The organism is Achromobacter xylosoxidans, assembly GCF_014490035.1.
Classification (GTDB): Bacteria; Pseudomonadota; Gammaproteobacteria; order Burkholderiales; family Burkholderiaceae_B; genus Achromobacter; species Achromobacter bronchisepticus_A.
Genome location: NZ_CP061008.1, coordinates 2473442 through 2493730 on the forward strand (window position 1 = coordinate 2473442; position 20289 = coordinate 2493730).

The 20289-nt window shown below is 69.0% G+C and carries 20 protein-coding genes; 9 read left to right on the plus strand and 11 right to left on the minus strand.

Features of this window, described 5'->3' with window-relative positions; translation table 11 throughout:
* Positions 1-12: 12 nt before the first annotated feature.
* A complete protein-coding gene (locus IAG39_RS11625; protein ID WP_118934601.1) occupies positions 13-393 on the minus strand; it encodes an RNA-binding S4 domain-containing protein in 381 nt (126 codons plus the stop codon).
* Positions 394-591: 198 nt separating this feature from the next.
* Here IAG39_RS11625 and IAG39_RS11630 point away from each other — a divergent pair, with 198 nt between their 5' ends.
* Complete coding sequence (locus IAG39_RS11630) at positions 592-2448, plus strand: ABC transporter ATP-binding protein/permease (protein ID WP_118934603.1); 1857 nt, start codon at positions 592-594, stop codon at positions 2446-2448.
* A gap of 18 nt (positions 2449-2466) precedes the next feature.
* On the opposite strand, the gene IAG39_RS11635 is transcribed toward IAG39_RS11630, so the two are convergent.
* A complete protein-coding gene (locus IAG39_RS11635; protein WP_118934605.1) occupies positions 2467-3270 on the minus strand; it encodes an aspartate dehydrogenase in 804 nt (267 codons plus the stop codon).
* 176 nt (positions 3271-3446) lie between these two features.
* On the opposite strand from IAG39_RS11635, the gene IAG39_RS11640 reads away from it, so the two are divergent.
* On the plus strand, positions 3447-3944 hold the full coding sequence (locus IAG39_RS11640) for a GNAT family N-acetyltransferase (RefSeq protein ID WP_118934607.1): 498 nt from the start codon (positions 3447-3449) through the stop codon (positions 3942-3944).
* On the opposite strand, the gene IAG39_RS11645 is transcribed toward IAG39_RS11640, so the two are convergent.
* The 4 genes from IAG39_RS11645 to IAG39_RS11660 form a co-directional block, all read right to left on the minus strand.
* Positions 3917-4873, minus strand: coding sequence for a BMP family ABC transporter substrate-binding protein (locus tag IAG39_RS11645; protein ID WP_118934609.1), 957 nt, complete (start codon positions 4871-4873; stop codon positions 3917-3919). The two genes, IAG39_RS11640 and IAG39_RS11645, sit on opposite strands and share 28 nt — an antisense overlap.
* Positions 4870-5847 (minus strand): Bug family tripartite tricarboxylate transporter substrate binding protein, encoded by a 978-nt coding sequence (locus IAG39_RS11650; RefSeq protein ID WP_118934611.1) that lies wholly within the window; start codon positions 5845-5847, stop codon positions 4870-4872. The genes IAG39_RS11645 and IAG39_RS11650 overlap by 4 nt, the downstream gene beginning before the upstream one ends.
* 147 nt (positions 5848-5994) lie before the next feature.
* Positions 5995-7383, minus strand: coding sequence for an amidohydrolase (locus IAG39_RS11655; RefSeq protein WP_059372662.1), 1389 nt, complete (start codon positions 7381-7383; stop codon positions 5995-5997).
* Between the two features lie 144 nt (positions 7384-7527).
* The gene (locus IAG39_RS11660) at positions 7528-9021 is read right to left on the minus strand and encodes an MFS transporter (protein WP_118934613.1); all 1494 of its coding nucleotides are present in this window, start codon (positions 9019-9021) and stop codon (positions 7528-7530) included.
* A gap of 143 nt (positions 9022-9164) precedes the next feature.
* On the opposite strand from IAG39_RS11660, the gene IAG39_RS11665 reads away from it, so the two are divergent.
* Entirely contained in the window at positions 9165-9797 is a 633-nt protein-coding gene (locus IAG39_RS11665; RefSeq protein ID WP_059372670.1) for a TetR/AcrR family transcriptional regulator, read from the plus strand.
* Between the two features lie 51 nt (positions 9798-9848).
* Here IAG39_RS11665 and IAG39_RS11670 read toward each other — a convergent pair whose 3' ends face one another.
* The 4 genes from IAG39_RS11670 to IAG39_RS11685 all read right to left on the minus strand — a co-directional run bounded on the left by IAG39_RS11670 (position 9849) and on the right by IAG39_RS11685 (position 14233).
* Positions 9849-10799 (minus strand): Bug family tripartite tricarboxylate transporter substrate binding protein, encoded by a 951-nt coding sequence (locus IAG39_RS11670; protein WP_118934615.1) that lies wholly within the window; start codon positions 10797-10799, stop codon positions 9849-9851.
* 73 nt (positions 10800-10872) lie between these two features.
* Entirely contained in the window at positions 10873-12141 is a 1269-nt protein-coding gene (locus tag IAG39_RS11675; protein WP_118934617.1) for a carboxylesterase/lipase family protein, read from the minus strand.
* Between the two features lie 147 nt (positions 12142-12288).
* Entirely contained in the window at positions 12289-13239 is a 951-nt protein-coding gene (locus IAG39_RS11680; RefSeq protein ID WP_059372676.1) for an adenosine deaminase, read from the minus strand.
* A 58-nt stretch (positions 13240-13297) separates the two neighbouring features.
* The gene (locus tag IAG39_RS11685) at positions 13298-14233 is read right to left on the minus strand and encodes a LysR family transcriptional regulator (RefSeq protein WP_118934619.1); all 936 of its coding nucleotides are present in this window, start codon (positions 14231-14233) and stop codon (positions 13298-13300) included.
* A gap of 177 nt (positions 14234-14410) precedes the next feature.
* Here IAG39_RS11685 and IAG39_RS11690 point away from each other — a divergent pair, with 177 nt between their 5' ends.
* The 6 genes from IAG39_RS11690 to IAG39_RS11715 all read left to right on the plus strand — a co-directional run bounded on the left by IAG39_RS11690 (position 14411) and on the right by IAG39_RS11715 (position 19790).
* A complete protein-coding gene (locus IAG39_RS11690; RefSeq protein ID WP_059372680.1) occupies positions 14411-15118 on the plus strand; it encodes a hypothetical protein in 708 nt (235 codons plus the stop codon).
* A 54-nt stretch (positions 15119-15172) separates the two neighbouring features.
* Entirely contained in the window at positions 15173-16558 is a 1386-nt protein-coding gene (locus IAG39_RS11695; RefSeq protein ID WP_223283495.1) for an MATE family efflux transporter, read from the plus strand.
* Between the two features lie 131 nt (positions 16559-16689).
* Positions 16690-18315: a lytic murein transglycosylase gene (locus tag IAG39_RS11700; RefSeq protein WP_187774099.1), complete on the plus strand. Its 1626-nt coding sequence runs from the start codon at positions 16690-16692 to the stop codon at positions 18313-18315.
* Positions 18312-18914 (plus strand): class I SAM-dependent methyltransferase, encoded by a 603-nt coding sequence (locus IAG39_RS11705; RefSeq protein WP_118934713.1) that lies wholly within the window; start codon positions 18312-18314, stop codon positions 18912-18914. The genes IAG39_RS11700 and IAG39_RS11705 overlap by 4 nt, the downstream gene beginning before the upstream one ends.
* 108 nt (positions 18915-19022) lie before the next feature.
* Positions 19023-19595 (plus strand): GNAT family N-acetyltransferase, encoded by a 573-nt coding sequence (locus IAG39_RS11710; RefSeq protein ID WP_165867968.1) that lies wholly within the window; start codon positions 19023-19025, stop codon positions 19593-19595.
* 9 nt (positions 19596-19604) lie between these two features.
* Entirely contained in the window at positions 19605-19790 is a 186-nt protein-coding gene (locus tag IAG39_RS11715) for an oxidoreductase-like domain-containing protein (RefSeq protein WP_054452636.1), read from the plus strand.
* A 7-nt stretch (positions 19791-19797) separates the two neighbouring features.
* Here the strand turns inward: IAG39_RS11715 and IAG39_RS11720 are convergent, their stop codons facing one another.
* The gene (locus tag IAG39_RS11720; RefSeq protein WP_059372691.1) at positions 19798-20235 is read right to left on the minus strand and encodes an acetyltransferase; all 438 of its coding nucleotides are present in this window, start codon (positions 20233-20235) and stop codon (positions 19798-19800) included.
* Positions 20236-20289: the final 54 nt, after the last annotated feature.

Below are 20289 nucleotides of genomic sequence, written 5' to 3' on the forward strand. Positions count from 1 at the left end.
GCCCCGGAGGCTCTACTTGCCCCGCATCTGGTCTATCAACCGCCGGTCGCGCTTGGTCGGGCGTCCGGCTTCTATGCCCAGCGTGGGCTCGGGCGCCAGGCGGCGCATTTCCGCTGCGCGCTCGCGCGCTGCCGCGCTCTCGGGCGTTTCCTCGTATAGCTGGCGCGCGACGGGGGCGGGGCCGCGCACGCCGCTGATCGCCATCACCCGCACATGCAGCGCCGGGTCTTCCTTGCGCACCGTGACCAGATCGCCTGGCGCGACTTCGCGCGCGGGCTTGGCGGGCTGGTCGTTCACCAATACCCGGCCCTTGCCGATTTCCTGCACGGCCAGGCTGCGCGTCTTGTAGAAGCGCGCGGCCCATAGCCACTTGTCTAGCCGGATCTTGTCCATGGTTCCTTACCTGCCGGTATTGCTGCTCAGGCGTCCATGATAGCCGCCGTACGCCGCCTTGCCGCGGCGCGCTGGCTGTCAGATGGCTTTCGATCACCCAGCTGCAACGCTTAAGCCTGGCTTAAAACGGTCCCCGCGCCGGAACTCGATGCGCGCGTCCCGTCTAACCAGAAGCGCGTATCGGAGGGCAATCGACTCATGGACCTGAACTGGCAGCAGCAACTAGCGGAAAGCGGGCTCTGGCTGGCGCGTGCGTTCGGCATTTCGGCCATCGCGCTGATGCTGGTCGGGGGCCTGCTTGCGCGTTACACGGATTGGGGACGCAAGTTCTGGCGGCTGGCGCGGCCGTATCTCGATCCCAGGCGCAGCTGGCAGCCCCTGTTGACGCTGGCGCTGCTGTTGTTCCTGGCGATGTTCGCCGTGCGCATGACGGTGCTGTTTTCGTTCTGGTACAACGGCTTCTACAGCGCGTTGCAGGCGCTGGACCAGAGCGCGTTCTGGCGCTTTTTGGGCATCTTTTCGGTGCTGGCCTGTGTGCACGTGGTGCGTACCCTGGCCGACAGTTATGCCGGGCAGGCCTTCGACATCCGCTGGCGCGTGTGGCTCAACGACAGGCTGACCCGCGACTGGCTGGGCGCGGGCGCCTACTACCGCGGCCATTTCGTCGATGCCCCGGTCGACAACCCCGACCAGCGCATCGAACAGGACATCGCCATGTTCGTGACGGGTTCGCGCACGCTGGCGATCGGCGCGCTGAGCGCGGTCGTCTCGCTGGTGGCGTTCACGTCCATCCTCTGGGGACTGTCCGGCGCCTTGACGGTGGCGGGGGTGGAGATTCCGCGCGCCATGGTGTTCATGGTGTACCTGTACGTCATCGTGGCAACGCTGTTCGCGTTCAAGATCGGGCGCCCGCTGATCAAGCTGAATTTCCTGTCCGAGCGCCTGACGGCGAACTTCCGTTACGCGCTGGTCCGCCTGCGCGAGAACGCCGAGAACGTGGCGTTCTATCAGGGCGAGAACGTCGAGCGCGCCACCTTGTGGACGCGTTTCTCGGCCTACATCGCCAACCTGTGGGCGCGCGTGTACCGGGGGCTGAAATTCGACGGCTTCAACCTGTCGGTGAGCCAGGTGGCCGTGGTGTTCCCGTTCATCCTGCAGGCGCCGCGTTTTTTTAGCGGTGCGATCAAGCTGGGCGACGTGATCCAGACGTCGCAGGCCTTCGGGCAGGTGCAGGATTCCTTGTCGTTCTTCCGCACCTCCTACGACACCTTCGCGCAGTACCGCGCCACGCTGGACCGGCTGAATGGCTTTCTGGACGCCAACGAGGCCGCGCGCGCGCTGCCTGCGGTGCAGACGGAGAGCCTGCCGGACGGCCTGGATATCGAATCGGTGCAGGTGGCGCGCCCGGACGGCACGGTGCTGCTGCGCGACCTGAACCTGAGCTTGCGGCCGGGCCAGGCGCTACTGATCAAAGGGCCTTCGGGCAGCGGCAAGACCACCTTGCTGCGCGCGCTGGCGGGCTTGTGGCCCTATGCGCAGGGCTCGGTGCGCCGGCCGCAGGGCGCCTCCGCCCTGTTCCTGTCGCAGCGGCCCTATCTGCCCCTGGGTGATTTGCGCGGCGCGGTCGCGTATCCGGGGCTGGCACAGCCCGAGGACGATGCGCGCCTGGCCGACGCCTTGCGGCGGGTCAATCTGGGGCATCTGACCGGGCGCCTGGATGAAGTCGCGGATTGGTCGCGCATGCTTTCCATCGGCGAACAGCAGCGCGTGGCGTTCGCGCGCGTGCTTTACAACCGGCCCGCCATCGTGTTCCTGGACGAGGCCACGTCCGCTACCGACGAAGGGCTGGAGCATGCGCTGTACAGCCTGCTGCGCGAGGCGCTGCCGTCATGCATGCTGGTCAGCGTGGGGCATCGCAGCACGCTGGACGTGTTCCATACGCACAGGCTGGACCTGGATGGCGCGGGGAACTGGCGGGTGGGACCGATGGCGCGGGCGGGCGCTGCAGGTGAGCGCCTGCGCCCGGCGGACGGGCCGCAGCGGGCGGCGGCCTAGCGCCGTGCCCGCCGCGATTCAGGTACCCACGCGCAGCGGACCGGTCAGCTTGCGCAGCGCGGCGACCACGCTTTGCGCGGTGATGCGGCCGGTCTTGGGATTGGCCGAGGGGATGTTCTGGATTTCCATCGAGAACGAGGCCGAGTCGGACACGACCTCGACGCGGTGCAGATTGCGCTCGAGCGAGGGATCGGCCCAGATTTCCAGCGTGGTCTTGTCCGGGCCGATGCCGGCCAGCGACACGCTGACCGCCACGTTCAGATTGGCCGGAAAGCCCACCGCCGCTTCCCGCGGCGAGCCGCGGAAGATCAGGCGCGGTTCGGTGATGTCCGCGATATCGATGTTGTTGTCGGTCAGGTAGGGCGCGCCCAGCAGGCCGCGCACCGGCTTGCGGGTGATCATGGTGACGGAATGGATGACGCCCTCGGCAGCCGCCGTGATGGCATCCAGGCCCAGGATGGCGCCCGAAGGCACCAGGATCTGGCCATGGTGTTGGCGGGCGAGTTCGATCAGGTCGTCATGGCGCAGCAGCGCGCCCGAGCTCAGCACCACCATCTTCTTGCCGGCGCGCAGCACGGGCTCGGCGATGTCGCGGAACACTGCGGCGGGGGCGCATTCCACGACCACGTCGCAGTGTTCGTGCAGCGCATCGATGGTGGTGTAGGCGGGCGTGGCCTGGGTCCAGGCGAAGGCCGGCGGGGCCTTGGGATCGCGCACCGCGATGGCCGCGAGCGTCAGGCCGGGCAGGCCGGCGTCCAGGGATTGCGCCACGGCCTGGCCGATGGCGCCGAAGCCGGCGATGCCGACACGGTAGCTGTTCATAAGGGTCCAGAGTAGGGCCGCGGCGCGCCGCGGGCGGTTCGGAAAGGGGCTGCACGCCGCCGCGATGACGCGGCGCCGGACTGCCGGCCACTGTAGCCACCGTGCCGGCAGGCGTCAATGCGGAATGGCGACCATGCCCGGCTACACTTTGCGCCTGAGCCTACAGGAGTCGAGGCATGCATATCCTTCCCGAAACACCAAACGACCGCGAGGCGATCTTCGCGCTGACGCAGGCTGCGTTCAAGGACAATCCCCACAGCCAGCAGACCGAAGGCTACATCACGAACGCGCTGCGCGAGGCCGGCGCGCTGACGCTGTCGCTGGTGGCGCGGGTGGACGGGCGCGTCGCGGGCCACATCGCGTTTTCTCCGGTGGTGATCAGCGACGGCTCGGCGGACTGGTACGGTCTGGGGCCGGTCGCGGTGCTGCCGGAACTGCAAGGCCGGGGCATAGGCGCGGCCTTGATCCAGGACGGCCTGGCGCGCCTTGAGGCGCTGGGCGCGGCGGGCTGCGTGGTGATGGGCGATCCGGCGTACTACACGCGATTCGGTTTTGCGCAGACGCCCGCGCTGACCTATCCCGGGGTGCCGCCCGAGTACTTCATGGCGCAGGCCTACACGCGCCCGGCGCAAGGAGACGTGGCCTATCACAAGGCGTTCGAAGCGACCGCGTAGCGGGCAGGGGGCGGCGCGGGCAGCGTGAATTCCGGCCCGCTGTAGTCAGAGGCGATGTCCAGCGCTCCCGCTGCGAGCCGCCCCGCCCATTCATCCAGGACGCGGCGTTCTTCCGCGCCGACCTTCGCGCCCAGCACCAGCCGCAGCGACGCGGCTTCCTCCAGGCCGTAACGGGTCACGCGACCCACCGCCAGCGCGCCCGCGGCATGGTCCGCGGCGGCGCGCTGCACGCACAGTCCCGAATCGGCCAGCGCCGATGCCAGATAGACCTGCGGGTCGCGCGCCACCCAGTCCAGCACATTGCCGATCTGCCAGACGCCCGTTTCGCGGCACACGCGCGTCACGCCGTCGCGGCCGCCGTCCATCATGGCGAACAGCACGCGCGCGTCGCGGGCGGACAGCGCGCGGGCCCAGGCCGCGCCCAGCGCCGGATCGTGCTGGTTGCCGCAGAAGGCGGTCAGCGGATCCCGGCCCGTGACGCGCCGCACGCCATCGGCATAGGCGGCGCGGCCTTTCAGGCCGGGCCGCACTTTTTCGCCGGACAGATGGGCGGCCCGCCCGTTGGCCGCGCGCAGGCCCGCCAACACGCCGGCCAGAAAGGCCGAGTGCTCCTGCTGGATCTCGTATGACGCGACGTTGGCCGCGGTGTGGTGCCCCTGGGTGATGGCGAATTGCGTGCGCGGGTAGCGCGGCGCCACCTCGGCCACGGGGGCATCGCCCTGGCCGCCATGCACGATGACCAGCTCCGGGCCGGCGTCGCACAGTTGCGCGATGCGCCCGGCGCGCGCGGCGGAGTCGTGGTCGGAGATCCATTCCAGCTGCAAGGGCTGGCCCGCTTGCGCGGCGCGCTCCGCGCCACGGAGGGCCGCTTCGTTGAAGCCGCCGCGGCCCGGATGGCCGAACAGCACAAGCATGCGGCGGGCGCTCATAGGCTGGCTCCCGTGGAACGCACCACCGGTCCCCAGGCTTCGGCCTGGCGACGGACGAAATCGGTGAACTCGGCGGGGGATTTTTGCGACAGGACGAAGCCCTGTCCTTCCAGCCTGGCGCGGATGTCGGCGCTGGCCAGCGTCTGCGCGATGGCGTCGTTCAAGCGCTGCGAGACCGCCGTGGGCAGGCCGGCGGGTCCGGACAGTCCGACGAAGTTCTCGGCGATCAGGCCCGGATAGCCCAGCTCGCCCACAGCGGGGATGTCGGGCGCCTGCGGCACCGGCTTGCCGGTGGTGACCGCCAGCAGGCGTAGTTGGCCGGACCGCAGGAACGGCAGGTTCTGCGGCAGCGCATCCACCGCGAAGCGGATCTGACCGCCCAGCAGATCGTTGCGCATCGCGCCCGAACCCTTGTACGGAATGTGCTGCAGGCGCGCGCCGGTTTGCCGCGAATACAGCTCACCCACGATCTGGCCCACCGATGCCAGTCCGCCACTGCCGTACTGCACCGGCTGGTCCTGCGCGCGGATCCAGGCGGTCAGCTCCGCGAAGCTGGACACAGGCACGGAAGGGTGGACCACGAACACGGCGGGCACCGCGCCCAGGTAGGCGATGTGGTCGAAGCTGGCGAGCGCGTCGTATCCGCCTTGCGGCATCAGGGCAGGCGAAATGGACAGCGGCGCCGAGTTCGACATCAGCAGCGTGTAGCCGTCGTTGGGCGCTTGCGCGACCAGGCTCGCGCCTATGGTCGAGCCCGCGCCGGGCCTGTTTTCGATGACGATGGGCTGGCCCAGCCGTTCGGCCAGCGCGGGCGCGATGAGGCGCGCGGCGATGTCGCTGGCGCCGCCGGGCGGGAAGGTGACGACGAGCCGGATCGGACGCTCGGGCCAGGCGGCTGCGCGCGCGATGCGCGGCCGCGCCAATGGCAGCGCCAGTGCGCCGGCAAGCATGAAGGTTCGACGGGAGATCGGCATGGCGTGGCTTCTACATGGCTGCCGCGGGGCGGCAAAGGGGCGTACTGTAGAAAGCCAGGCCGGGCCTGACAAAGAATTTGTAGCCGTTTGCTTATGCCCGCCGCATCGCGCGGCGGGCATTTTTCAAACGCGCGCGCGGCGCGCGGATCAGCTGCCTTTCTGCGCCTGCGCCATGTAGTCCACGGTCAGGTTCGACAACGCACGCACGCCGTTGATGAGGCCGGACTCATCGACGTAGAAGCGCGGCGAATGGTTCGGCGCAGCCTTCTCGACGTCGGTACCCTTGGGCGTCACGCCCAAATAGAAGAACATGCCCGGCACCTTCTCCTGATAGAACGAGAAGTCCTCCGACGCGGTCGACTTGGGCTGCAGCCCGTAGTTGCCTTCGCCCGCCACGCGCCGCAGCGTCGGGCCCATCTGCTCGGTCAGCGCGGGATTGTTGACGGTGGCGTTGTACAGCTCCACCACGCGCACGTCCGCCTTGGCGCCCGCGCTCTGCGCGATCATGTCGGCGGTACGCGCGATGCGTTGATGTATGTCCTTCTTCATGCCTTCGTCATAGGTGCGGATGGTGCCGGTCATGGCCACGTTGTCCGGCACGATGTTCATGCGGTTGCCGCCGTGGATGGCGCCCACGGTGATGACGGCCGGCTCCAGCATGCTGTTGATCTGGCGGCTGGGGATGGTCTGCAGGCCCAGGATGATCTGCGAACTGACCACGATGGGATCGATGCCGGACCAGGGCCGCGCGCCGTGCGTCTGCTTGCCGGTGACGTCGATCCAGAACTGGTCGGCGGCGGCCATGGCGGGGCCGCTGCGCCAGCTGAGCTTGCCGGCGGGATAGGCGCTGGACACGTGCAGGCCGAAGATGGCGTCCACCTTGGGATTTTCCAGCACGCCTTCCTGCACCATCATCTTGGCGCCCCAGATCTTCTTGCCGTCGGGCTCGAAGTCGGCGGGGCTTTCCTCCGCGGGCTGGAAGATGAATTTCACGCTGCCGGGAAGCTCGTCTTTCATGCCGGCCAGCACTTCGGCCGTGGCCATCAGGATGGCGGTGTGGGTGTCGTGGCCGCAGGCATGCATCACGTCCACTTCCTTGCCCAGGTAGGTGCCCTTTGCCTTGGACGCAAAGGGCAGGTCTACCTGTTCCTTGACGGGCAGCGCGTCCATGTCGGCGCGCAGCGCCACCACCGGACCGGGCTTGCCGCCCTTGAGCACGGCGACCACGCCGGTGCCGGCGACGCCGGTTTTCACTTCCATGCCCAGCGCGCGCAGATGGTCGGCGACCAGCTTGGCGGTGCGGTTTTCCTGGTTGCCCAGTTCGGGGTGTTCGTGGATATCGCGGCGCCAGGCGATGAGCTTGTCTTCGATGGCCTTGGCGCGTTGATCGATCTGCGCGGCCAATGCCGGATTGGGCGCGGGGACCAGCGGGCCTTGCGTGCCGGGCGCGCTTTGCGCGGCGGCCGGACCCGCCATCAGCAGGTGGGCGGCGAGCGCCAGCGGGGCCAGGCGGAACAGGGGTTTGCGGTAAGGCATGCTTTGCTCTCCTCGTGGTTGTTAACCTGTTATTGGACGAGGATCTTACCGAAGCGCAAGACGGCGCGAGCGTTTGTTACCAACGCTTAAAAACAGGCTGTTTTGATTCCGGCCGATGGAATTCCGCGCGCCGGAATCCGGAGGTCATGCGGCGTGCAGGACGTTCTTTGCGCCGCGTGCCAGGAACAGCAGCAACAGTGCCGCCAGCAGCGATGCGACGCCTGCGAAAAGCATGGCGGCATGGAAGCCGCCGGCCAGCGCCGCGGCGGCCAGCTCGGCCGCATTGGCGGGCTGCGCGGGCAGTTCATGCAGGGTGATGGCGGCGCGCGCCAGGGCTTGCGCATCGGGCGCGCCCAGCCGCGACAGCGAGCCCGTCAGCGCCTCGATGGCGCGTCCGCTCATCAGCGCGCCCAAGAGCGCGATGCCTATCGTCATGCCGGTCTGGCGCAGCGCGTTCATGGTGGCCGAGGCCATGCCGGAACGCTCGCGCGGCACCGTGGCCATCACGGCCATGCTGGTCGAAGGCACGGCCAGGCCGGTGCCCAGGCCCAGCAGCACCAGCAGCGAACCTGACACGAGATAAGGCGTGTGCGCTTCGAAGCGCGTCATGCCCAGCATGGCCAGGCCGATGAAGGCGAAGCCCGCGATCATCAGGCGCGGCAGGCCGAAGCGCAGGTTGAGCCGGCCGAAGACCAGCGACACCAGCCCGGCCGCCGCGAACTGCGGCGCCAGTTGCCAGCCGGTGGCCAGCGGCGACAGTCCCTGCACGTGTTGCAGGTAGAGCGAAAAGAAGAACAGGCTGCTGTAGGCGGAAAAGCCCAGCACGAAGGACGCGAAGTTGGTGATGGCGAAGCCCGCGTCGCGGAACAGCCCCAGCGGCAGGATGGGCCGCGCGGCGCGGTGCTCGACCCACAGAAAGGCGAGCAGCCCGGCGGCGGCGATGGCGAGCGCGACCGTGGCTTCTGGCGCAGCCCAGCCATGTTCGCCGGCGGCGATCAGACCATAGGTCAGCGCGCCCAGCCACAGCACGCTGAGCGCCTGGCCGGCGGGGTCGAAGGCCGCGTGTTCGGGATGGGCGCTTTCCGTGATGCTCCAGGCGCCCAGCGCGATGGCCAGCGCGCCCACCGGCAGGTTGATGAGGAAGATGCTCTGCCAGTTGAAGTGAGCGACCAGCACGCCGCCAAGCATGGGTCCCACGATGAGCGAAATCGCGTTGCACGAGGCCCATATGCCGATGGCCTGGGCGCGTTCCTTGGGATCGGGAAAGGCCTGGGTCAGGAGCGACAGCGCGCCCGGCACCAGCAGGGCGCCGGCCACGCCCTGCACGGCGCGGCCGATCAGCAGCGCCGTCAGGTTGTCCGCCAGGCCGCACAGCGCGGAGCCCGCGGTGAACAGCAGCACGCCCGCCAGCCAGGAGCGCTTGCGTCCATAGCGGTCGCCCAAAGGCCCGGCGGACAGCATGAAGGCCGACAGGAACAGGGCGTAGGCGTCCACCACCCATTGCAGTCCGGCCATGTCGATGCGCAGGGCCGCCTGCATGGTGGGCAGCGCCACGTTGACGATGCTGATGTCCAGGATGGTGATGAAGCTGCCCAGGTTGACGGCAAGGACCAGGGCGCGGCGGCGTGCGGGATGCATGGCGGGACGCAGAGTGGGGGAAGGGGTATTCTATGCATCGACCGACCGTCGGTCAATGAAAAGAAGAACGATTCTCAGCTTTTGGCCTCAGCCCTGCGCCTCCTCTACACTGGCGCCTTGCTGCTGAACTGACCCTGGACGATATGCCCGCTGTTCCCGCCGACCCGCTTTCCCCGCCTGGCCCGGACGCCGCTTCCAAGCCCCGCACCAAGCCGGCCGCCGTGCGGCTGGATGAGTTGATGGAGGCCGCGCAAGCGCTCTTCATCCAGAAGGGCGTCGAGGCCACCACCATCAGCGAGATCGTCGAGCGCGCCGGCGTGGCCAAGGGCACCTTCTATCACTACTTCACGTCCAAGAACGACATGCTGGCGGCGCTGCGGGCCAAGTTCTCGCAGGGGTTCCTGGACCATATCGACCGCGAGGTGCGGGCCTGTGCGCCGGACGACGGCGTGGCGCGGCTGCGCGCCTGGACCCGCGCTGGCGTCGAGGCCTACTTCGACGGCTACGAACTGCATGACGTGGTGTTCCACGATGCCCAGCATCCCGACCGCGGCGTGGCCGAAAAGAGCGCCGTGCTGGAACAGCTGGAAGCGATACTCGAGGCCGGCGCGCGCGCAGGCTGCTGGAAGCTGGACGACGCGGCGCTGGCCGCCATCGTCCTGTACCACGGCATGCATGGCGCGGTGGACGCTGCCATCGCGCAGGGCCGGCGGGACGCGCAAGCGCTGTCCGGCCCCTTGTCGGCGATGTTCCTGCGCACGCTGGGCGCGGGCTGAGGCACGCGGCCTGAAGGGCGCGGCTGTAAACCCGCGCCGCTGCAAGCGCCGCTATTGCAGCTTGATGCCCAGCTCCTTGATCAGCGGCCCCATGTCGGCGCGGTCGGCCTCGATGGTCGCGGCCAGTTCCTCTGGCGTGCTGCCGATGGGAATCATGCCCAGGGTTTCCATTTGCGCGCGCATCGCGGGTTCCTTCAGGATGTCCGCCACCGATTTCTGGATCAGCGCCACGCGGTCGTCCGGAATGCCCGCCGGCGCCATCAGCCCGATCCAGGGCTGCGGCGCGTAGTCCTTCAAGCCGGACTCCTTCAGCGTGGGCGTATCGGGCAGGCCGTCGAAGCGTTCCGGACTGGTGATCGCGAGCGCGCGCAGCCGGCCGCTGTCGATCAGGCCCTTGGAACTCGAAGGCGCGTCCAGGCCCACGTCGAGCTGGCCGCCGATCAAGTCGTTCTGCGTCTTGCCCGACGAGGACGAGGGCACGTACAAGGCCTTGATGCCGGCGCGGCGCGCCGTCTGTTCCCAGACCAGATGGAACGCCGTGCCGATGGAGAACGAACCTACGCTGAGATTGCGCGCCTTGCTTTCGCGCACGAAGTCTTCCCAGGTCTTGAGCGGGCTGTCCTTGGGTACGATGAAGATGAAGGGCGTGCGCGCCACCAGCGAGATCGGCTTGAGGTCCTTTTGCGTGTCGAACGGCAGGCTGTCCACGGCGAAGGGCACGATGGTGACGGACGAGGCCACCACCATGCCCAGCGTGTAGCCGTCGGGCGCGGACTTGACCAGCGCGCCGGTGCTGATGATGCCGGACGCGCCGGGCTTGTTCTCCACCACCACGGGCTGGCCCCAGGCGGCGCCCAGTTTGCTGGCCAGCACGCGCAGCATGACGTCCACGGGGCCGCCGGGCGGGTTGGACACGATGATCTTGACGGGCTTGTCGGGATAGGCGGCGGTGGCCGCCAGCGGCGCCAGCAGCGCCAGCGCGAGCGCGGTTTGCTTGAACATGGAATTCCCCTTGTTTTGGTGTGTTTGATGCGCGGGCGGTATCCGCCCGCGGCCCCGCAGATGCCGTCCCGGCCTAGGCCAGGATCTGCATGTGCGGCGCCGCCGGCCAGCCTGGCGCGTCGCCGCGGATGAACGCGATCCATGCCTGCTGCGTGGCGCGTGCAAGCTGGCGCGCCTGTTCCGCGGGCAGGCCGGCGAGCATGGGCGCGCTGGCATACGCCGGCAACGTGTCGAAGACGAAGGGCAGTTCGATGCAATGGCAGGCGCCGAAGTTCGCCGTGGGCGCCACGTCGAACCGCGCCAGCCAGGCTTGGCGGCCTTGGGCCGCGGCGTCGGCGGCCCACTGGCGCGAGGGCGCGCCGAATACCTCGTCGCCCAGGTCCTGGTCGGCGGCGCTGCGGCCATTGCCCGGAAAGGCGGCCATTTCGTCGCGCGTGTAGCAGACCAGCACGTCGGCGCGGGACGACGCCCGCTTGAGCGCGGGCGCGATGTCATGTGGCAGCACCTGGCCGTCGAGCACCGGCGCGAACTGGCTGCGGCTGCTGCCCTCGGCGCGCAGCGTTTCGGCGACGGCGGGCGCCTGCTGCGCCGCCAGCAAGGCCGCCACGGGCAGCTCGCGCGCGGCTTCCAGGGAATCGGCTCCCGCGGCGCGCAGGAAGGCCTGTCCCAGCGCATCGGCCTGCTTTGCGCTGCGAAACCCCCGGCCCAGCGCCGCGCTTTGCAGGATGGCACGCGAGAAGCGCGGCTGGCGCGCCAGCATGGCGCAGATCGAGGACGCGCCCGCCGACTGGCCCATGACGGTGACTTGTCCGGGATCGCCGCCCAGGTCCTGGATGTTGGCCAGCACCCAATCGATGGCGGCCTCCTGGTCCAGCAGGCCCGAATTGGCCGTCTGGCCGGGTACGTACAGCCAGCCCAGCGCGGCCAGCCGGTAGTTGACCGCGACCACCACCACGTCGCCGCGCTGCGCGAGGTTGGCGCCGTCATACCAGTCCAGCGCGCCGCCGCCGCTTTGCCAGGCGCCGCCGTGCAGCCACACGACCACCGGCCGCCGCTTGCCGTCGGCGGCGGGCGTCCACACGGTCAGGTGCAGGCAGTCCTCGGATTGTTCGGCGTCGAAGTCGCCCATGGCGCCGCGCAGGCGCGAGGGCAGTTGCGGCGCGACCGGTCCCGGCCGGGTGGCGTCCAGCCTGCCGCGCCAAGCGGCCGGCTGCGGCGGTGCGAAACGCAGCGCGCCGATCGGCGCCTGCGCATAGGGAATGGCGCTGTAGCGGCACACGCCGCCTTCCAGCACGCCGGTCAGCGTGCCTGCCTGCAGCGACGCTTCCACGAACTGACTCATATCCTGCCCCCTGTTTCTGGTCTGTGGCCCGGCCGCGGCAGGCGCCGCGGCGGTCGGACTATGGTAGGGAGGAATGGGCCGCGCCAGGCATGCAGGTTTTGAACATTGCCATGCGCAATCCGCATGGCTGGCGGCGGGGCGCGCCGGCTACTTGAGGATGCGCGCGTCCAGGCTGTTGTCCGCCAGGGCCTGGGCCTGCGCCCGCGACATGCCCAGATGCTCGTACAGCGCGTGGAAGTTCTCGTTGACGTAGCCGCCGAAATACGCGGGATCGTCGGAGTTCACGGTGACCTTCACGCCCGCGTCCAGCAGCGACAGGATGTTGTGGTCGCGCATGTGCTGGAACACGCGCAGCCGGGTGTTGGACAGCGGACAGACCGTCAGCGGGATCTGCTCGTCGATCAGGCGCCCGATCAGCTTGGGGTCTTCGGCGGCGCGCACGCCGTGGTCGATGCGCAGCACCTTCAACAGGTCCAGCGCTTCCCAGATGTATTCCGGCGGGCCTTCCTCGCCGGCGTGCGCGACGCCTGGCAATCCTTCGGCGCGGGCGCGGTCGAACACGCGCTGGAACAGGCGCGGCGGAAAACCCATTTCGCTGCTGTCCAGGCCCACGGCGATGAAGGCGTCGCGGTGGGGCAGGGCGGCTTCCAGCGTGCGCATGGCCTGCTCTTCGGGCAGATGGCGCAGAAAGCTCAGGATCAGTCCGCTGTTCACGCCCAGTTGCTTGCGGCCATCTTCGAGCGCCTGGCTGATGCCGGCCAGCACAGCCTCGAAGGGCACGCCGCGGTCGGTATGGGTCTGCGGGTCGAAGAACGGCTCGGTATGCACCACGTTCTGCTCGCGGCACTTGAGCAGATAGGCCCAGGTCAGGTCGTAGAAATCCTGCTCGGTGCGCAGCACGTCGGCGCCGCGGTAGTAGAGGTCCAGGAATTCCTGGAGATTGCCGTAGTCGTAGGCGGCGCGCAGGGACTCGATGTCCGGCCACGGCAGCGCCACGCCGTTGCGCTGCGCCAGCCGGAACAGCAGCTCGGGTTCGAGCGAACCTTCCAGGTGCAGGTGCAATTCCGCCTTGGGCAGTGCGTTGAGCCAGTCGTACATGGGTGCTCCGATCAAAAAGTGTTGCCTGTCCAGAATAACGCGCAACGCGCCGGCGGGCTCAGGCCGTCAATGTGACGGCATCGGCCTGGATGGCGAGCTGGAGCTGGGCGGCGAAGGCGCGCGCCTGCCGCGTGCTGGGACGGTCGCGGCGCCAGATCGCGGCCAGCGGCGATTTGCGCAGGACCGGCCTGTCGGCCAGGACTACGAGCTCGCCGCGCGCCTGCCGGATAGCGGCCACGCTGCCGGGCAGCATCCACAGGTACAGGCCGTCCAGCAGCATTTCGCGGCCGAATTCCAGCGACAGGGCGCCGATCATATCCGGAATCGCCAGGCCGGCCTGGCGCAGCGACATTTCCAGTTCGCCACGGATGCGGCTGCCGGGCAGGGCGGTGATCCAGGGATAGGCCACGTAGTCGGCCAGCGTGGCGCCAGGCTGGCCGGCCAGCGGATGATGCGTGGCGCAGGCCAGCACCACGGGATCCTCCAGCAGCGTGGTGGAGCGATAGATCTGCGGATTGACGGTGGACGAGAAGCGGCTGATCAGCACGTCCAGCGCGCCGGCGTCCAGGTCCTCGATCAGCCGTTCATGCGTGCCGATCTCGATGGTGAGCGTGATGCGCGGATAGGCTTGGCGGTAGGCGCGCGCGGCCTCGGCCACCGGCCAGCCCGCGAACATCGAAAAACAGCCTACGGTCAGGCTGCCTTCGTCGCCGCGCGAGACCGCGGCGAGATCGATCTCGGCCTTGCGGAAGTCGGTGAGCAGCAGGCGGGCATGGCGGCACATGGTTTCGCCCAGCGGCGTGCAGGTGGTGCCCTTGGCAGTGCGTTCGAACAGCCGCGCGCCCACCAGTTCTTCGATCTCGGCGATGGCGCGCGACAGGCCCGACTGCGTGCTGTGCAATTGCGCGGCTGCCTTGGACAGGTTGCCCAATTCGGCGACGGTCAGCACGATTTCCAGATGCCGGATGCGGAGCTTGCCTCGGAACGGTGTCATGGCGCGGGTCGGAAGGGAGATGCCGATTATTCTCTCCCGGCGCGTGCTTGGCAACGCGGGGCGGGTTAGGGCCGCGCAGGTTTCGGCCGGCCGGGTTTCGGATATAGTTCGCGCCAGACCGATAGTCGGAGGCGCCGCCTGGGCCAGCGCGACGGCCGGCAAGAGCAGAGGGCAGGCATGAAGACAGCGGTGCGTGGCGCGTGGAGAGTGGGCAGGCTTGCGGCGGCGGCGCTGGCTGCGCTGGCCTTGAGTGGCTGCGGCGCATCCCGGGTCGACGGCGTGTCCGTTGCCTGGCCTCCCTTTCGAGACGGGACGCTTGCGGCGTTGCCAACGGATCCGGCCCAATGCCCGGATCTGGCCGGCGTCTATCGGGCGCAAGGCGAGTTCGTGTCTGGCGACCGCGAGGCCGGCGCATCGATGGACCTGCGCAATTTCCTGCAATATCCCCTGGACCTACCGGGCATGGGCGACAACCCGTTGCCGGAATGGCGCTCCGGGCCCGAGGCCACCGTGGCTTTCACGGCCGCCGCGGACGGATGGGAGATATTGGCGCTGGACGGACAGGGCGCGCGCGCTTCCGGCCGCCTGCCGCAGTTGAACGGTATGCAGGATCCTGCCGCCCTGCCTGGCGCGGCCCGGCCCTCCAGGCCGGACGGCATCCGGCGCCTAGGCGGTTGCACGCAGGGCCGGCTGTGGATCAGCGTGCGGCACGACTGGCGCCAGTACGAGTCCATGGGAGTGCGGCGCCACGTGGCGCTGCTGCGGCCCCAGGCAGGAGGCCTGCTGGTGACCGTGCAGCGTGAATCCGACACCATCGGCCTGCTGCCTTGGTATTCGAATGACGGCAGCGTGTACCAGTATTGGTTCGCGCCCGCGGGCCGCTGAGCGCGGACCCGGCAACTTTCGCGCGGCCTTGGCCGCGTTCCATCCAACAGCCTCATGACGTCTGAAAACTCGTCCTCCGCCGCTTCCGATCCGCGCGCCCGCTTCGTCTCGGGGCCGATGGGTCCGCATGTGCTGGAAATGGTCCTGACCGGCTGGGCCAGCATGCTGGCCGTGTTCGCGGTGGAGTTCCTGTCGCTGCTGTACCTGGGCACGCTCAAGGATGAGGCGGTGCTGGGCGCGGTGGGCTTCGGATCGATGACGCAGTTCACCATCATCTCGGTCTGCATAGGCGTGACCGTGGGCGGCACGGCCCTGGTGTCGCGCGCGCTGGGGGCGGGCGATGCGCCGCGCGCCCGCGCGCTGGCGGGCGCCTCGCTGGTCCTGATGGCCGCCGCCGCGCTCGTGTCCGGCGCCTTGTTCCTGGCCGTGATCGGCCCCTACACGGCGGCCATCGACCTGGCAGAGGACGTGCGCGCGCATCTGCTGTCCTACGTGCTCATCACGACCCCGTTCGCGGTCGTGATGGGCGTGGGCATGATGTTGTCCAACCTGCTGCGCGCCGCGGGCCGTGGCCGCCAGTCCATGTGGGTGCTGCTGGCGGGGACGGCGACGGTCGCGGCGCTGGACCCGCTGGTCATTTTCGTGCTGGACGGCGGCATGGAGGGCGTGGCCTGGGCCGGCGGCGTGGGCCGTCTGGTCACCGTGGCGCTGGGCGCCTGGCTGGTGTTCGGCAAGCATCGCCTGGTGGCCTGGCCGGCCGGCGCGGCGCTGCGCGCGCACCTGGCTGCAATCGGGCGGATCGCCTTGCCTGCCGCGCTGACCACGCTGGCTACGCCCGCGGCGGTCATTTTCACCCTGTCCACCTACGCCGGCTTTGGCTCCAGCGTGATGGCGGGCGCCACCGTGGTGGACCGGGTGCTGCAACTGGCCTATGCGCTGTTCTTCGTGCTGCCGGGCGCCATCGGGCCCATTCTTGGGCAGAACCTGGGCGCGGGGCAGTGGGACCGCGTGCAGGAGACGGCGCGCCTGACCGCGCGCTGGTCCTTGATGTACGGCTTCGGCGTGGCGGTCGTGCTGGCCGTGCTGGCGCCCTGGATGCCGGATCTGTTCCAGGTGAGCGGGCCGGGGCGCGACCTGATCGTTTTCTTCTGCCGCTACGGCAGTTTCGCGTGGGCGCTCAACAGCCTGTATTTCGTCGCCATCGCGGTGTTCAACAATCTGGGCTATGCCGCGTACTCCACCGCGATCGGCTGGCTGCGCGCCACCGTGGGCACCTTGCCCTTTGTCTGGCTGGGCGCGCATTACGGCGGCCCGGAAGGCGTGCTGGCGGGGCAGACCGCGGGCTTTGCCCTGTTCAGCCTGATCGCCATGTTGCTGTGCCGACGCGTGCTGCGTGCGCCGCCCGCGAGCGTGGCGGTGCAAGCGCGGCAGGCAGCCTAGGGCGCTGCGAAGCCGCTTCCAGCCTGCAGGGCGTTTGAGTGGCAGTGCTGGCGGACCCGCCCTGCGGGCCGTTCGATTTTGACGCCCGGTCGCGGTACGATCCCGGCTGACTTCGATTTTTCAGGATTGCCATGCGTCAGCGTTCCGTACGCCTTCGAATCGACACCTTCTCCCGCGTGCTGCTGGCCGCGGCCGTCACCGCCGCCGCTGCCGGCGCCGCGCAGGCGCAGGGACCAGCTTCCGCCACCGGATCGCGCGCCCAGCCCGCGGTGCCGGTGCAGACCCTGCCGGCCCTGACGCCCAAGCGCAGCTTCGACGACACTCCCGCGCCTGCCGCCAACACGCCGGCGGCTCCGGTCGATGACCGCGCCGGGCAGGCGCTGCCTCCCAGGTCGGCGGCGCCCGCGCCGGCAACCCTGCCTGCGCCCGCCGCCTTGCCCGCACCCGCTGCGGCCACGGCAGCCCCGGCAGCGACCGCAGCGCCTGCTGCGCCCGCCGCCACCGCTGCGCCCGCCGCCACCGCCACCCCCGCTCCCACGGTCATCATCCCGACCGAACTCGACACCAAGGCCTGCATCGCCAAGCTGCGCAAGGGCGCCACGGCCAACGGCCTGACCGTGGCCGATTGGGACAAGTACACCGCCAACGCCAAGCTGCTGCCCACCACGGTCGCATCCGCCAAGGGCCAGCCCGAGGGGCGCGAGGCCTGGTGGGATTACATCGCCAAGACCGTGGACGAGGAGCGCGTGCGCGACGGCCTGGGCGTGCTCGCCAAATATGGTCCGCAGCTGTCGGCCATCAGCCAGCAATACCAGGTGGATCCGGCCACGCTGGTCGCGATCTTCGGCATCGAGACCAACTACGGCCGGCAGGTCGGCAAGACCAATGTGCTGGACGCCTGGCTGACGCGCGCCTGCACCGAGAACAAGCCGCTGTGGGAAAAGAACGCCTACGCCTCGGTGCGCCTGCTGCGTGACGGCGTGGTGCCGGCGGACAGCTTCGTCGGCTCCTGGAGCGGCGCTTTCGGCATGACGCAGTTCATCCCGACCTCGTTCTATGAGCTGGCCGCCGATGGCGACGGCAACGGCAAGATCGATCTCTACAACTCGCTGCCCGACGCGTTGGCGTCGACTGCCAATCACCTGCGCAAGCGCCGTGCCAAGTGGACGCACAGCCTGCCCGCCGTGATCGAAGTGCGCGTGCCGGCCGAGCTGGCCGCCGCCATTCCGGCCTCGCCCGAAGCCGAATACGTGGGTTCGCAGGATCGCCGCACGATCGCCCAGTGGGCCCAGGCCGGCGTGAAGCAGGGCAACGGTTCGGCCTTGAAGCTGGCGTCGGGCAACGACGAGCAGGCCTATCTGTTCGCGCCCACGGGTTCCGCCGGCCCGGTGTTCCTGGCGACGGTGAATTTCGACGCCATCCTGCATTACAACCAGTCGCGCCGTTATGGCCTGGCGGTATCGATGCTGCTCAATCGCCTGCAGGGCGGGCCGGATCTCGTCGCGGCCTGGCCCACGGACGACCCCGGCTTGTCGCGCGCGCAGATCAAGGAGCTGCAGGAGATGCTCTACGGCCTGGGCTACGACGTGGGCGTGGCCGACGGCATTCCGGGCAGCAAGACCCGCGACGCCGTGCGCGAAGAGCAGGTCAAGCGCAAGCTGCCGGAAGACGGCCGCGTGGGCAAGCGCATCTACGACGCCATCAAGGCCACCTGGCCGCCCGCGGCGATCCAGGTTCGGCCGACAGCCCAGCAATGACAGGGGCTTCCGGCACGCAGGGCTACGGTGAAAACGCCGCGGCCCTGGCAGACCAGTACGAGAGCATCGCGTTCGCGGACGTGCACCGCGACGTGGCGCACCTGATCCCCGCGGCGCCGTCGCGCATCGCCGACATCGGCGCGGGATCGGGGCGCGACGCCGCCGCGCTGGCGCGGATGGGGCATTCGGTGGTGGCGGCCGAGCCCACGCCCGGGCTGCGCCAGGAGGGTCAGCGCCGCCATGCGCTGCCCAACCTGGAATGGATCGACGACGCCTTGCCGGAACTGGCCGTGCTGCGCGGTCAAGACCGGGCGTTCGACGTGATCATGCTGACGGCCGTGTGGATGCACCTGGACGCCGACGAACGCCGCCAGGGCATGCAGGCGCTGGCCGCGCTCTTGGCGCCGCAGGGCCAGATCCTGATGTCGCTGCGGCACGGCCCGGTGCCTCCTGGCCGCCGCATGTTCGACGTGTCCGCGCAGGAAACGATCACGCTGGCGGCCGGCCACGGCCTGTCCTCGCACCATCTCAGTTCGCGCGAAGACATGCTGGACCGCGCCGACGTGCGCTGGAGTTTCCTGGGCCTGCGCCGCACCTGAAAGCCATGCCCCGGGGCCGGACTCGGCCTGGGGGATTCGTCCGTTGGACGATGGGCCGGCGGGCCGTCCGCCGGTATCATGTCCGCCACGCCATTTCTTCAGCCTTCCATGTCCGCCGCACTGCTCCCCGACACTTTCCAGACCGCCCGGCTGCAAGCCCGGCGCATGGACGAAACCGATTATTCCTTCATTGCCGCGATGCATGCGGACGAGCGCCTCATGGCCACCATGGGCGGCACCCGGACAGACGCGGCCAGCCGCCGTTATCTGCTGCAGAACGTCGAGCATTGGACCGAGCTGGGCTACGGCATGTATGTGCTGGCCGACCGCGCCAGCGGCGCGCTGGCGGGCCGGGCGGGCTTGAAGCGCACCCAATCTCGGGGCCGCGACGAGGTCGAGGTCGCGTATGCCTTCCTGCCCGCGAGCTGGGGCATGGGATACGCCACCGAAATCGCCCATGCGCTCCTGGCGCTGGGATTCGGCCGCTTGCCGGTCGAGGCGCTGTCGGCCGTGGCGCTGGAAGAGAATGCCGCGTCCTGCCGGGTGCTGGAAAAATGCGGCATGCGCCAGATTGGCGGTGCGGGAGCGGGCGGCGCGGGCAAGCGTCTCTACGAAATCAGCCGCGCCGAATGGCCGCTGCCGGACGCGGGCGCGGCGGCCGGCGCCGGCCATCGGCGCTAAGATTGGGATATGAGCACCAAGCAGATCCCCGACGACGACCCGCAGCCCGTTCCGCCCGTCGCGCCCGAACCCGAAGAGTGTTGCAACAGCGGCTGCATCCCCTGTGTCTATGACACCTATAACGAAGCCATGGACGATTACCGGGAAGCGCTGAAAGCCTGGCGGGCCAGGCATCCGGAACAGTCCAAGGGCTAGGCGCCCGTCAGCCCGCCAGCTTCATGTGGATGATGGGACGAGGGCGACCCGCGTCGTCCTGCTCCGAGCGGCCCACGTCCTCGAAACCGTAGTGCTTGTAGAAGCCGTGGGCCTGGGGATTCTGTTCGTTCACGTCCACCAGCAGGGTGCCGTGCAGCGAACGCGCGAAGTTCAGCAGGCGCCGGCCTGCTCCCTTGCCGCGCTTGTTGGCATCCACGAACAGCATCTGGACCTTGTTGCCGTTCAGGCCCATGAAGCCGGCAACTTCGCCGGCATCGTCCTCACAGACCCAGACCCGCACCGAAGGCAGGTCGGTGTTCAGCACCTGCGGGTACATGGCCTGGATTTCCTTTTCCGTCAGGAACGTGTGGGTGGCGCGTACCGAACGGAGCCAGATGTCCACCAGGGCCAGGTCATCGCCGTGGTTGCGTTCTCGGATATTCATTTTTCTAATGGTTTTACAGGTCGGGTGCCGGCGCGGTCCTTGGCTACGCCGGTC

What these genes read in the sequence shown, in the direction of transcription:
- IAG39_RS11630 (WP_118934603.1), top strand. Translation starts at nt 592, where the DNA reads ATGGACCTGAACTGGCAGCAGCAACTAGCGGAAAGCGGGCTCTGGCTG.
- IAG39_RS11700 (WP_187774099.1), top strand. Translation starts at nt 16,690, where the DNA reads ATGCGTCAGCGTTCCGTACGCCTTCGAATCGACACCTTCTCCCGCGTG.
- IAG39_RS11670 (WP_118934615.1), bottom strand. Translation starts at nt 10,799, where the DNA reads ATGTTCAAGCAAACCGCGCTCGCGCTGGCGCTGCTGGCGCCGCTGGCG.
- IAG39_RS11625 (WP_118934601.1), bottom strand. Translation starts at nt 393, where the DNA reads ATGGACAAGATCCGGCTAGACAAGTGGCTATGGGCCGCGCGCTTCTAC.
- IAG39_RS11680 (WP_059372676.1), bottom strand. Translation starts at nt 13,239, where the DNA reads ATGTACGACTGGCTCAACGCACTGCCCAAGGCGGAATTGCACCTGCAC.
- IAG39_RS11660 (WP_118934613.1), bottom strand. Translation starts at nt 9,021, where the DNA reads ATGCATCCCGCACGCCGCCGCGCCCTGGTCCTTGCCGTCAACCTGGGC.
- IAG39_RS11690 (WP_059372680.1), top strand. Translation starts at nt 14,411, where the DNA reads ATGAAGACAGCGGTGCGTGGCGCGTGGAGAGTGGGCAGGCTTGCGGCG.
- IAG39_RS11655 (WP_059372662.1), bottom strand. Translation starts at nt 7,383, where the DNA reads ATGCCTTACCGCAAACCCCTGTTCCGCCTGGCCCCGCTGGCGCTCGCC.
- IAG39_RS11635 (WP_118934605.1), bottom strand. Translation starts at nt 3,270, where the DNA reads ATGAACAGCTACCGTGTCGGCATCGCCGGCTTCGGCGCCATCGGCCAG.
- IAG39_RS11720 (WP_059372691.1), bottom strand. Translation starts at nt 20,235, where the DNA reads ATGAATATCCGAGAACGCAACCACGGCGATGACCTGGCCCTGGTGGAC.
- IAG39_RS11710 (WP_165867968.1), top strand. Translation starts at nt 19,023, where the DNA reads ATGTCCGCCGCACTGCTCCCCGACACTTTCCAGACCGCCCGGCTGCAA.
- IAG39_RS11650 (WP_118934611.1), bottom strand. Translation starts at nt 5,847, where the DNA reads ATGCCGATCTCCCGTCGAACCTTCATGCTTGCCGGCGCACTGGCGCTG.
- IAG39_RS11640 (WP_118934607.1), top strand. Translation starts at nt 3,447, where the DNA reads ATGCATATCCTTCCCGAAACACCAAACGACCGCGAGGCGATCTTCGCG.
- IAG39_RS11695 (WP_223283495.1), top strand. Translation starts at nt 15,173, where the DNA reads ATGACGTCTGAAAACTCGTCCTCCGCCGCTTCCGATCCGCGCGCCCGC.
- IAG39_RS11665 (WP_059372670.1), top strand. Translation starts at nt 9,165, where the DNA reads ATGCCCGCTGTTCCCGCCGACCCGCTTTCCCCGCCTGGCCCGGACGCC.
- IAG39_RS11715 (WP_054452636.1), top strand. Translation starts at nt 19,605, where the DNA reads ATGAGCACCAAGCAGATCCCCGACGACGACCCGCAGCCCGTTCCGCCC.
- IAG39_RS11685 (WP_118934619.1), bottom strand. Translation starts at nt 14,233, where the DNA reads ATGACACCGTTCCGAGGCAAGCTCCGCATCCGGCATCTGGAAATCGTG.
- IAG39_RS11675 (WP_118934617.1), bottom strand. Translation starts at nt 12,141, where the DNA reads ATGAGTCAGTTCGTGGAAGCGTCGCTGCAGGCAGGCACGCTGACCGGC.
- IAG39_RS11705 (WP_118934713.1), top strand. Translation starts at nt 18,312, where the DNA reads ATGACAGGGGCTTCCGGCACGCAGGGCTACGGTGAAAACGCCGCGGCC.
- IAG39_RS11645 (WP_118934609.1), bottom strand. Translation starts at nt 4,873, where the DNA reads ATGAGCGCCCGCCGCATGCTTGTGCTGTTCGGCCATCCGGGCCGCGGC.